The following is a 12,287-nucleotide window of genomic DNA, read 5'->3' as shown; positions in this document are numbered from 1 at the left end:
GGCCACGCTCTCCGGCTTAGAACTGGTAAACCAGGCCCAGCGCAACGATGTCGTCGGTGTTGATACCGGCCGCATCGGTGAAGTTGTTGTCGTCCAGCAGGTTGATCTGGTAATCAACATAGGTCGACATGTTTTTGTTGAAGTAATAGGTCGCACCCACGTCGACATATTTTTTCAGGTTCTGGCTGCCGTAACCTTCGATATCGCTGCCGCGTGAGGAGACGAAGGCCAGCGACGGACGCAGACCGAAGTCAAACTGATACTGTGCCACCAGTTCCCAGTTGTCCGCTTTGTTGGCATAGCCGTACGCAGCGGAATCCACCGCGCCGAAGCGGGTTGCGTTGTAAGAACGGGTGTACATCGCCGCCAGATACACGTTGTTAGCGTCATATTTCAGACCGCCGGTGTAGGCTTCGGCTTTATCACCGCGACCAAGAATGCCTGGCGCGTTGCCGTTCTGATTGTTGGTACGGTCAGACTGGAACATCGCCGCACCCAGACCGAAGCCGGAGCCCAGATCATAGGTGGTGCTCAGGCCCCAGCCGTCGCCGTTCTCACCCAGGACATCACGACCGGAAGAGGATTCGGTTGGGTTGTCGTTTTTGCCCTGATACTGCACGGCAAAGTTCCAGCCATCCACCAGGCCGAAGAAGTTGCTGTTGCGGTAAGTCGCCAGGCCGTTGCTGCGCTGGAACATGAAGTTGTCCGCGCCGTAGGTGTCACCACCAAACTCCGGCAGCACGTCAGTCCAGGCGCCGATGTCATACAGTACGCCGTAGTTACGGCCGTAGTCGAACGAGCCCGCATCACCGAATTTCAGACCGGCGAAGCCGACACGGGTGTAGCTGTTAGCGGTACCCTGCGATTCTGCGGTGTTCAGCGCTGCCTGGTACTCCCACTGACCGTAGCCGGTCAGCTGGTCGGTCACCTGAGTTTCACCTTTAAAACCAAAACGCAGGTAAGACTGGTCACCGTCCTGGCCATCGTTGTCCGAGAAATAGTGCAGGCCGTCTACTTTGCCGTAGAGGTCTAATTTGTTGCCATCTTTGTTATAAATTTCAGCTGCGCTTGCTGAGCCTGCCACCAGCAATGCAGGAATCATCAGGGAGAGAACGCGACGTTTCATTTTATTACCCTCTGTAATGTGCCTTTTATATGTGCCACTGCTAACTGAATGCTTAAAAATTCAGCCGGCAAGCCATTGTTATTTTATGGAGAGCAATAATCTATCACGAAAATGATACTAAATTTCCGAAAGTGTTTCATTGTATTAAATAGTTATTTCCAAATGTAAATTTCGCGGAACTAATAATCAGCACACATCGGCAAAAAATATCGCACTAATTGATAAACCGAATTTTATTCATTTAAATACATAGAGATAAGATGAGATAAGCTGCCGCACTGAATGATAAAACTTAACGCCACTCAGCGCATACAATTACTCCCGCTATCATCATTTATTTCATTATTACCTTCATTCACCCCGAATGAGAGATTTACCCTAATTCCCGCCGGACATGATTGTCCGGCATTTTTTTGCCTGCCATTTTTCTTCCGCTGTGTAATTTTATGTAAACCTGTTTACTGAGGTTAAATTAACCGCCACTCAGGACGCCATTATTTGTTCGTTTTCGCACTTTTTGTTCATTACTTAGCCATGATTGCACAATGTTAATTTCCGGGCGTAATAAAGTTAAGCAGGAATATAGCCGATGCGTTTCCCCAACCGTTTGCGGAATATTCTTTACCACTATTCAGTCAGTTAGCGTTGCCGCAGTAATCGATTTTCACCCCAACTTAAGCCAAATTTTTCACTGAATCTGTCGGTTTACTAAGAGCCAGAGAGCTTATGAAGTCCAGGAAATGTCTGGAAAAGCGCAGCGCCTGGCAAAAGATCGGTAATATGCTCTTTTCTGGCGACCATTTTTGCCCTGCTCTTCGCCTTCATTGAGCGGTGCCGCGCCAGCTTTAATGCTAAACTTCGTCGCTCGAACGACTTATGACAACGACACCTTTATGACAGCACTGGACGCCGCACAGCCCAACAAATTGCATCAGCGTGTCAATCTGGGAACACGCCTCGTTTTTCTCATCGCCGGTTTAAGCATGTCTGCGTGGGCACCGCTGGTGCCGTTTGCCAGCCAGCGTCTCCAGCTGACGGGCGCGTCGCTGGGCGGCCTGCTGCTGTGTCTCGGCATTGGTTCACTGGCGGCAATGCCGGTGACCGGTGCGCTGGTGGCACGCTTTGGCTGCCGCCGCGTTATGCTGTGCTCCACGCTGGTGGTGCTGGCAGTACTGCCGCTGTTGGCGACACTGAATGTGATGTGGCTGATGGCCGCCACGCTAATGGTGTTCGGTGCCGGGCTCGGCATGCTGGATGTGGCCATGAATGTACAGGCGGTTGAGGTTGAGAAAGCGGCGGCCAAGCCGATGATGTCCGGTTTCCACGGTTTCTTCAGTCTTGGCGGTATTCTTGGCGCCGGCGCGGTCAGCCTGTTACTTGGCGCGGGTCTGACACCGCTGCAGGCGGTGGGCGTTATCATGCTGCTGATGGTGCTGCTGTTGCTGTGCAGCCTGCCGACGCTGATGACGGAGCGCCTGCATCAGCCCGATCAACCCTGGCTGGTGATCCCGCGCGGCTGGGTCGCCTTCCTCGGTTGCCTGTGCTTTATTTTGTTCCTTGCGGAAGGCGCGGTACTCGACTGGAGCGCCCTGCTGCTGCTGCAAAGTCCGGGCATGAGCGTGGCGCACGCCGGTCTGGGTTACGCCATCTTCTCCATCGCCATGACCATAGGTCGTCTGACGGGCGATAAAGTGATTCAGCGCTTTGGCCGCTATCCGGTGATGCTGACCGGTGCGCTGGCGGCGGCAGCCGGCATGACGCTGGCGGTGCTGCTGCCGTGGCCGCAGGCGGCGCTGCTGGCCTTTTTGCTGGTGGGCTTTGGCCTGGCCAATACCGTGCCGATGCTGTTTAATGCCGCCGGTAATCAACAGGATATGCCGGCCAATCTGGCGATTTCCGCCATGACAACGCTCGGCTATGCGGGTATTCTTTCAGGCCCGGCTTTAATCGGCTTTATTTCCCAGTGGCTCAGCCTGAGCGGCGCGTTTTTACTTATCGCCCTGCTGCTGCTGGCGGTTGCCGCCAGCGCCCGGCTGGTCGCGCGTTAATTGCAGGATACTGAGACACCTATGCTGCCTTATAAATTTCCGCTGACCTCCGGCAACGTAACGCGCTTTTTCGTGGTGTTTAACCTGGTGCTGTTTCTCGCGCTCGGCGCCATGGTGCACAACAGTGTGAATGCGTGGATCATGGAAAAGCGCTACGCCATGACCGACCTGGCGCGCGCGATGCAAAAACGCATTGATGCTTACCGCTTTGCCACCTGGCAAATCTATGAAAATCTCGCCACCAGCGCCGCGGGCTCGACGCCGAGCAGCAGCCTGCAGGAGACGCGCCTGCGCCCGGACGTTTACTATCTGGAGAAAACCCGCCGCAAGACCGAAGCGCTGATTTTCGGCTCGCACGACAGCAGCACGCTGGATATGACGCTGCGCATGTCCAATTATCTCGATACGCTATGGGGCGCTGAAAATCCGGCGTGGTCGATGTACTTCCTCAATGGTCAGGACAACAGCCTGATCATGATCTCGACCCTGCCGCTCAAGGATATGGCGACGCGCTATAAAGAGAGCGCGATCAATACGCTGGTGGACAGCCGCCGCGCCGAAATGCTGCAACAGGCCAATGCGCTCGACGAACGCGAAAGCTTCTCGCCACTGCGCCACTTTGCCTGGCAGAACGATCACTACTTCACGCTGCGCACCACGTTTAACCAGCCAGGTCATTTAGCCACGGTGGTGGCGTTCGATCTGCCGGTTAACGATTTGATTCCACGCAGTATGCCGCTGGAGAATTTCCAGCTGCGCCAGGATGCCAGCCAGCCCGGCAGCGCCACCAGCGATGACGCCAGCAGCGAAAGCACCGCAGTGACGCTGGTTAACCCGAACCTGGAGATTGCCGCCACGCTGCCCAGCACCTCGCTCCAGCTGGTGTACCGGGTGCCGCTCGCCAGCCTGGCGATGGATACCCTGCACAACCTGATGTGGCCGCTGCTGATCAACCTGTTGCTGTTCCTGCTGTCTATTGCCGGCATTACGCTGCTGCGCCAGCAGTCGCTGCGACCGAATGAGAACCAGAGCGCTGAGCTTGATTCGCTGCGTATGCTGAATGAGGAGATCGTCGCCAGCCTGCCGGTCGGGCTGCTGGTGTATGACTTTGGTACCAATCGCACGCTGCTGAGCAACAAAATCGCTGAGCATCTGCTGCCGCATCTCAATCTGCAGAAGATCATCAATATGTCCGATCAGCATCAGGGCGTGCTGCAGGCTACCATCAATAACGAAGTGTATGAGATTCGCCACGCGCGCAGCATGCTGTCGCCGCACACCCAGCTGTTTATGATGCGCGATCAGGATCGCGAGCTGCTGGTGAATAAGAAGCTGCAAAAAGCGCAGCAGGTGCTGGATCGCAACCACCAGATGCGCCAGCAGCTGATGCAGAATCTTGGCCATGCGCTTAATCGTCCGCTGCAGAGCATGGTGACGCAGCTGGTGCAGCTCAGCCAGCGCGATGACGACGAGAGCGTGCTGGATCTGCTGGATGAGAGCCAGGGTCTGGCGCGGCTGGTGGACGATATCGTCCTGCTCAACCGGCTGGAAGCCCACGACTGGTCGCCGGATGCGGGCGTGTTTAACCTGCAGGATCTGCTGGATGAGATTGCGCTGGAGAGCCTGCCGCTGCTGCGCCGCAAAGGGCTGACGCTGGTGGTCAACAATCAGCTGGCCAACGACGAGATGCGCTTTGGCGATCGCCGCGCGCTGCGTAAAGTCCTGACCACGCTGATGCACTACGCGCTCACCACCACGCAGTGGGGCAAGATTTCCCTCGATATCAAAGCCAGCGACAGCAAAGCCAACAGCGTGCTGTTCCAGCTGGTGGATACCGGCTCAGGCCTGACCGGCGACGAGCTGGCCAACGTCGATTTCCCTTACCTCGGCGAAACCACGCAGGATCGTTACGGTCAGGCGTCCGGCATGGCGTTTTTCCTGTGTAAGCAGCTGTGCAAACAGATGGGCGGCCAGCTGGAGATTATTGCCAAACCGGATATCGGCACGCGCTACAACATTCAGCTGCCGCTGGCGCTGGAGCAGCAGAGCGAGCAGGAAGAGAAACTGCTGGAAGGCGTGACGGCGCTGGTGGATATCGCGGTCGAAGACGTACACAAAATTGTCTGCCGCCACCTCGAGAACTGGGGGGCAAATTGCCTGACCTCGGACGAACGCCTGTCCGGGCAGGAGCATGATGTGCTGGTGACAGACGATCCGGCACGCCTGCACGGCTGGGCGCTGTTGCTGGCGGGCGACGAAATGGGACATCACGCCCTCAACGACCAGCAATTCCGGGTCAATTTCAATCTCAGCAATGCGCTGCTTGATGCGCTGCTGGCCCTGATTGAGAAGCAACTGGCTCACGATTCGATAGAGGAGAGCGACGACGATGAGGCTGCCACGCCGCTGCTGAGCGGCGGCTATTTCCAGCTGTTTACGGAGACAGTACCGCCAGATGTGAAGAGACTGTATACTGAGTCGGCGGAGAAGGACTATCCCTCGCTTGCTCAGACAGCGCATCGCCTGAAAGGCGTGTTTGCCATGCTCAATTTACTGCCGGGTAAACAGCTTTGTGAAGAGTTAGAACAGCACATTAAACTGTGCGACGATTTAACCATTAAAAATACCACCAGTGAAATTGACGCGTACGTCAACCAACTGCTGCAGCAAGGTAACCAATAAGATGAATAACCTGAATGTAATTATTGCCGATGACCATCCAATCGTTCTGTTCGGTATCCGTAAATCTCTGGAACAGATCGAATGGGTGAATGTGGTAGGTGAGTTTGAAGACTCAACAGCACTGATCAATAGCTTGTCCAAACTGGATGCCAACGTCCTGATTACCGATCTGTCGATGCCGGGCGAAAAATACGGCGACGGCATCACGCTGATCAAGTACATCAAGCGTCACTATCCGGATCTCTCCATTATTGTTCTGACCATGAACAATAACCCAGCGATCCTGAGCGCGGTACTGGATCTGGATATCGAAGGCATCGTGCTGAAACAGGGTGCACCAACTGACCTGCCAAAAGCGCTGGCAGCCCTGCAGAAAGGCAAAAAGTACACGCCGGAAAGCGTGGCCAAACTGCTGGAGAAAATCAGCGCCGGCGGCTACGGCGACAAACGTCTGTCACCGAAAGAGAGCGAAGTGCTGCGTCTGTTCGCCGAAGGCTTCCTCGTCACCGAGATCGCCAAGAAGCTGAACCGCAGTATCAAAACCATCAGTAGCCAGAAGAAATCAGCAATGATGAAGCTGGGCGTGGATAACGATATCGCGCTGCTGAACTACCTCTCTTCCGTCAGCGCCACTCAGGTCGACAAAGAGTAATCCCTGCGGCGGTGCTTCGGCACCGCCTCTCCTCTGCCCTGCTTATCCTTCCCGGCTTTTGCGAACACGTTCGGCATACAGCGCCAGCGTGGTTTTCAGCACATCCAGCGTCACCGGTTTTGACAGGCAGTTATCCATGCCGGCATCCATACAGCGCTGCTTCTCTTCCGCCAGTGCGTTAGCGGTCACTCCAATCACCGGGAAGGCATGCCCCAGCTGGCGCAGACGCTGCGTCAGCCGGTAGCCGTCCATGTTTGGCATGTTAACGTCGCTCAGCACGATATCGATATGGTTACGGCTGAGCACGTTGAGCGCATCCACGCCGTCCTGCGCCGTTTTGGTCTGATAGCCCAGCGTGCCGAGCTGTTCAGACAGCAGCATCCGGTTAATCGGATGGTCATCAACGATCAGCACCATGATGTCTTCATAGCTGGAGGCCTGCTGCGGCACCGGCAGTTCCAGCGTGGTCGCCGTTTCGCTGTCGATGGCAATGCGATAAATCCGGCCCAGCAGCAGCGGCAGATCGTGCAGCGTCGCGCTGCTGTGCACCCACTGTCCCGGCGTCGTTTCCTGCGGCATATCAATGTGTTCACCGCAGATACGGATGTGCGCGCGTACCGTCTGCGCTGGCGCGTCGTGGTGATCGCAGATCATCACATCGTCCGCCCCAGCCCGCCCCTGATAGTGCGCAACCTGGATGCCCTGCTGCTGAAGCAGACGCAGCAGGAAGGCTGCCAGATAGTCGTTGCGCAGGTCGAGCCAGATGGCTTTTTCCTGCAGACCATCCAGCAGCGGCGGCGCGGGTTGCTGTCCGGCGTAGATCGGAATACGCACCACGAACTGGCTGCCCATGCCCGGTTCAGAGTCGACTTCGATGTCGCCATCCATCATGTTGATGAGCTTTTCACAGATCGCCAGTCCCAGCCCGGTGCCCTGGAAATTACGCTGCACGCCGGAGCCGACCTGGAAGAACGGGTCGAACAGGCGCGTGATCTCTTTTGCCGGGATTCCCACGCCGGTGTCGCGCACGCGAAACGCCAGATACCCCTCTTTGACATAGGCGTGCAGGATAATGCAGCCGGTGTGGGTGAATTTGATGGCGTTGTTCAAGAGGTTGGAGATCACCTGCTGCAGGCGCAGCGGATCGCCATCCAGCGCCAGCGGCACATCGTTCTCGATAAACACATACAGCGTCAGGCGCTTGCGCACCACCAGCGACAGATAGTTGCTGGCAATATGGTTGACCACCTCACGCGGCGAGAAGGGACGCGGCTCAATCTTCAGCTGCTCGGACTCGATCTTCGAGAAGTCGAGAATATCGCTGATGATTTTCAGCAACAGGCTGGATGAGTTGTTCATCGCCGTGACCAGCGAATCCACGCCTTTCGGCAGCGATTTGGTCTGCAGCAGATCGAGGTTACCGATAATGCCGTACAGCGGCGTACGCAGTTCGTGACTGACGGTAGCAAGAAACATCGACTTGGACTGGCTGGCCTGCTCGGCGGCGTGGGCCATCTCCTGCAGCGACTGCTCCATGCGCACGCGCGCCGAGACGTCGACCAGCACGCAAATCGCCACGTTCTCGTTGCGGTAGCGCGAATGCACAAAGCTGATTTGCAGGTTCGTGTTACTGCCGGTCAGCATATCGACAAAATTAACCTGCTGGCCGCCGATGATTTCGTTCAGCCGCAGGCGATCTTCCTGCGTCAGCAGCGTCAGATAGTTATGCGCCAGTTCATTACTGAGGATGTTGGTGCCATCGCTGGTACGCAAAATACAGATGCCGACCGGCGCTGACGCGACAATCTTGCGGTTGAACTGCTCGTGCTCCTCCAGTCGGTGAGCGTTATCTTCCGCCGGCAGGAACATGCGGCGTTCGAACACCCATGCCAGGGTAAACAGAATCAGCGCGCTGAGGATATTGAGCAGCAACGCGTTGATCAGCATCAGCTTGAGCTGATCCATCAGCACATCGGTCGACAGCGACCACACCACATTGAGGCTGGACGGCGGCAGCGGCTTTTTCAGCACCAGCTGACGATAGCCGTCAAGATAACCAAACCAGGTGCTGTTATCCGGCAGATCGTCCAGCGAATAACCGGGTCCGCCGCGTCGTGAGCTGATCAGCGGACGATAGTTTTCGTCGGTGATGGTGGCCACCAGCGGCAGCCCGCCGGGCTGAATAAATTCATCCAGGCGAATGTTCTGCTCCACGCCGAGCAGCGCCTGCAGTTTGTTGGCGACGTAGACCGGCACCACCATGTAGAAGTTGCCGATGCCTGACTGGCTGCTGTTGGTAATCCAGTACATTGGATTACGCCGCTCTTCCTCGTTGCCGCTGCGGTAGTGCAGCACGTTTTCGCGCAGCGCCTTCAGGCTGCGTTCGCGATCGACCGGATTATTGTTACCGATGGTGAAGTCTGCCAGGCACTGATTTTCGCCGCCGATAAAGAACACCCGATTGAGTTCATAGGCTGAGGCAAAATTGCTTTTCCAGTAGTTAATGAAATAGCTCAGTGAATCGAGCGAGTTACGCCAGGTGTTGCTCATTGACGTGCAGTCGCCGTCGGTAAACAGCGGCGTAAACTGCGGCAGCGTGCTTTTGCCGCCCGGCATGCCGTTGAGCATATCCAGCCCGTTGACGCTGCTGCTCAGGCGATTCTCAGTGATGTATTTGAGCTCGCGCATCACATCCGCGGAGTGGCGCACATACCATTCGGCCTGACCATAATTGGTGGCAAACTCCTGGCGCACCGCGTTCTCTTTCTCGTGCAGCACATTGATGATGTAGAAAGTGGTCAACAGTGCACCCAGCGACCAGAGCAGCAGTGCCAGCGCACGAAACAGGTAGCGCGAGATGCGAAGCGTGGTGCGAAAGGAGACGAGATATTTCAAAAGAGACTCACTGGCGGCAAGGGTTATCGGGACGTTGAAAAGTTCTCATACACTAGCTTTATCAGGGCGAAAAAGCCAGTTGGCACGCGACTTTGGGAGTGAAAGTCAGACAAAAAAAACGGCAGGTCGGTTGCCCTGACCTGCCGCTTGTGACAGACAACGAACGGTTACTCTTCGTCGTCTGTTTCCGGTGCGTCGTCGTCGCTGTCGACTTCCGGCGCGATATCGTCTTCGCCTTCTGCCACGCTGCCGTCGATGGCGTCGAGTTCTTCCTCTTCCACCGGTTCAGCGACGCGCTGCAGACCGACCACGTTTTCATCTTCCGCGGTACGAATCAGGATCACGCCCTGCGTATTACGGCCCACCACGCTGACTTCCGACACGCGGGTACGCACCAGCGTACCGGCATCGGTGATCATCATGATCTGATCGCTGTCCACCACCTGTACCGCGCCAACCACTGGCCCGTTACGCTCGGTGACTTTAATCGAGATCACGCCCTGCGTGGCGCGCGATTTGGTTGGATACTCACTGTTGGCAGTACGCTTGCCGTAGCCGTTCTGCGTTACGGTGAGAATCGCGCCCTCTTCACGTGGCACAATCAGCGACACCACTTTGTCGCCTTCGGCCAGTCTGATGCCGCGCACGCCCGAAGCCGAACGGCCCATGGCGCGCACCGCACTCTCCGCAAAGCGCACCACTTTACCGGCGGCAGAGAACAGCATCGCTTCGTCGTTACCGTTGGTCAGCGCCACGCCAATCAGCTCATCGTCTTCACGCAGGTTGATGGCAATGATGCCGGCACTGCGCGGACGGCTGAACTCCTGCAGCGCAGTTTTCTTCACGGTACCGTCTGCGGTCGCCATGAAGATGTTGAAGCCTTCGGTGTATTCACGCACTGGCAGAATCGCGGTGATACGCTCGTTGGCTTCCAGCGGCAGCAGGTTGACGATTGGACGACCGCGCGCGCCACGGCTGGCTTCCGGCAGCTGATAGACCTTCATCCAGTAGAGGCGGCCACGGCTGGAGAAGCACAGAATGGTGTCGTGGGTGTTGGCCACCAGCAGACGATCAATAAAGTCTTCTTCTTTAATGCGCGCCGCCGATTTGCCCTTACCGCCGCGACGCTGGGCTTCATAGTCTGACAGCGGCTGGTATTTGACGTAGCCCTGATGCGACAGGGTGACCACCACATCTTCCTGGTTGATCAGGTCTTCGATGTTGATGTCAGCGCTGTTAGCGGTGATTTCCGTGCGGCGCGCATCACCAAACTGATCGCGCATCGCCACCAGCTCTTCACGGATCACTTCCATCAGGCGCTCGGCACTCTGCAGGATATGAATCAGTTCGGCGATCTGGTCCAGCAGCTCTTTGTACTCGTCGAGCAGTTTTTCATGCTCAAGTCCGGTCAGTTTCTGCAGACGCAGATCAAGAATGGCCTGTGCCTGCTGCTCGGTCAGGTAGTAGCGACCGTCGCGAATACCAAACTCCGCTTCCAGCCACTCCGGACGCGCGGCGTCGTCACCGGCACGTTCCAGCATGGCGGCGACGTTGCCGAGATCCCACGACTGCGCCAGCAGGCCGCTTTTCGCTTCGGCTGGCGTCGGAGCCCGACGAATCAGCTCAATAATCGGATCGATGTTGGCCAGCGCAATCGCCAGACCTTCAAGGATGTGCGCACGATCGCGCGCTTTACGCAGTTCGAAGATGGTACGACGCGTCACCACTTCACGGCGGTGGCGAACGAAGGCTTCAATGATCTCCTTCAGCGTCATGATCTTCGGCTGGCCCTGATGCAGGGCAACCATGTTGATGCCGAAAGAGACCTGCAGCTGCGTCAGAGAGTAGAGGTTGTTGAGCACCACTTCGCCGACCGCATCGCGTTTCACTTCAATGACGATACGCATGCCGTCTTTGTCAGATTCGTCACGCAGGCCGCTGATGCCCTCAACGCGCTTCTCTTTCACCAGCTCGGCAATTTTCTCGATCAGGCGCGCTTTGTTCACCTGATACGGGATTTCATTGACGATGATGGTTTCACGACCGGTTTTGGCGTCGGTTTCGATCTCGCCGCGCGCGCGGATGTAAATTTTACCACGCCCGGTGCGGTAGGCTTCTTCAATGCCACGACGACCGTTGATAAAGGCGGCGGTCGGGAAATCCGGCCCGGTAATGTGCTCCATCAGCCCTTCGACGCTGATGTTTTCATCTTCGATGAACGCCAGGCAGCCGTTGATCACTTCCGTCAGGTTGTGAGGCGGAATGTTGGTCGCCATGCCGACGGCAATACCGGAGGAGCCGTTGATCAGCAGGTTAGGAATTTTGGTCGGCAGGACTTCTGGGATCTGCTCGGTGCCGTCATAGTTCGGCACAAAGTCGACCGTCTCTTTTTCCAGGTCAGCCAGCAGTTCAGAGGAGATCTTCGCCATGCGCACTTCGGTATAACGCATCGCTGCGGCGGAGTCGCCGTCGACCGAACCGAAGTTACCCTGACCGTCGACCAGCATGTAGCGCAGGGAGAACGGCTGGGCCATGCGCACGATACTTTCGTACACAGCGGAGTCACCGTGTGGGTGATATTTACCGATAACGTCACCGACCACACGGGCAGATTTTTTATAGGGTTTGTTCCAGTCGTTACCCAGTTCGCTCATGGCAAAAAGCACACGGCGATGCACCGGCTTCAGGCCATCACGTACATCGGGTAAGGCTCGGCCAACGATGACCGACATGGCGTAATCGAGGTAGGAGTTTTTCAACTCTTCTTCGATATTGACCGGTGTAATTTCTCTCGCAAGGTCGCTCATGGAGCCGCTATCCCTCTACATAATCCCGGATTTTAAAGGTGCGAAAGTATATCACATCGCTTGCGTGCGGTGAACGT

6 protein-coding genes are annotated in these 12,287 nt (G+C 56.4%); 3 read left to right on the top strand and 3 right to left on the bottom strand.

Features of this window, described 5'->3' with window-relative positions; all coding sequences use genetic code 11:
- Nucleotides 1–16: 16 nt before the first annotated feature.
- Entirely contained in the window at nucleotides 17–1,126 is a 1,110-nt protein-coding gene (gene ompC / locus AC6I79_RS06655; protein ID WP_031280043.1) for a porin OmpC, read from the bottom strand.
- An 893-nt stretch (nucleotides 1,127–2,019) separates the two neighbouring features.
- Here ompC and AC6I79_RS06650 point away from each other — a divergent pair.
- Genes AC6I79_RS06650 through rcsB form a run of 3 tightly spaced genes read left to right on the top strand, consistent with a single transcriptional unit; the run spans nucleotide 2,020 to nucleotide 6,508 of the window.
- Entirely contained in the window at nucleotides 2,020–3,174 is a 1,155-nt protein-coding gene (locus tag AC6I79_RS06650) for an MFS transporter (protein ID WP_088517035.1), read from the top strand.
- A 24-nt stretch (nucleotides 3,175–3,198) separates the two neighbouring features.
- On the top strand, nucleotides 3,199–5,856 hold the full coding sequence (gene rcsD / locus AC6I79_RS06645) for a phosphotransferase RcsD (RefSeq protein ID WP_159378651.1): 2,658 nt from the start codon (nucleotides 3,199–3,201) through the stop codon (nucleotides 5,854–5,856).
- A 1-nt stretch (nucleotide 5,857) separates the two neighbouring features.
- Entirely contained in the window at nucleotides 5,858–6,508 is a 651-nt protein-coding gene (rcsB, locus tag AC6I79_RS06640; RefSeq protein WP_013509853.1) for a response regulator transcription factor RcsB, read from the top strand.
- Between the two features lie 42 nt (nucleotides 6,509–6,550).
- Here the strand turns inward: rcsB and rcsC are convergent, their stop codons facing one another.
- Both rcsC and gyrA read right to left on the bottom strand, forming a co-directional pair.
- Nucleotides 6,551–9,403, bottom strand: coding sequence for a two-component system sensor histidine kinase RcsC (gene rcsC, locus AC6I79_RS06635; RefSeq protein WP_159378546.1), 2,853 nt, complete (start codon nucleotides 9,401–9,403; stop codon nucleotides 6,551–6,553).
- Nucleotides 9,404–9,570: 167 nt separating this feature from the next.
- Nucleotides 9,571–12,210, bottom strand: a complete 2,640-nt coding sequence (gene gyrA, locus AC6I79_RS06630) for a DNA topoisomerase (ATP-hydrolyzing) subunit A (protein ID WP_021509233.1) — start codon at nucleotides 12,208–12,210, stop codon at nucleotides 9,571–9,573.
- Nucleotides 12,211–12,287 lie beyond the last annotated feature (77 nt).

The sequence above is a fragment of the gamma proteobacterium symbiont of Scutellera amethystina genome (assembly GCF_059730845.1).
This window is presented reverse-complemented; position numbering and strand designations above follow the sequence as displayed.

Coding starts and splice junctions, on each gene's coding strand:
- ompC (WP_031280043.1), bottom strand. CDS start 1,126: ATGAAACGTCGCGTTCTCTCCCTGATGATTCCTGCATTGCTGGTGGCA.
- AC6I79_RS06650 (WP_088517035.1), top strand. CDS start 2,020: ATGACAGCACTGGACGCCGCACAGCCCAACAAATTGCATCAGCGTGTC.
- rcsB (WP_013509853.1), top strand. CDS start 5,858: ATGAATAACCTGAATGTAATTATTGCCGATGACCATCCAATCGTTCTG.
- gyrA (WP_021509233.1), bottom strand. CDS start 12,210: ATGAGCGACCTTGCGAGAGAAATTACACCGGTCAATATCGAAGAAGAG.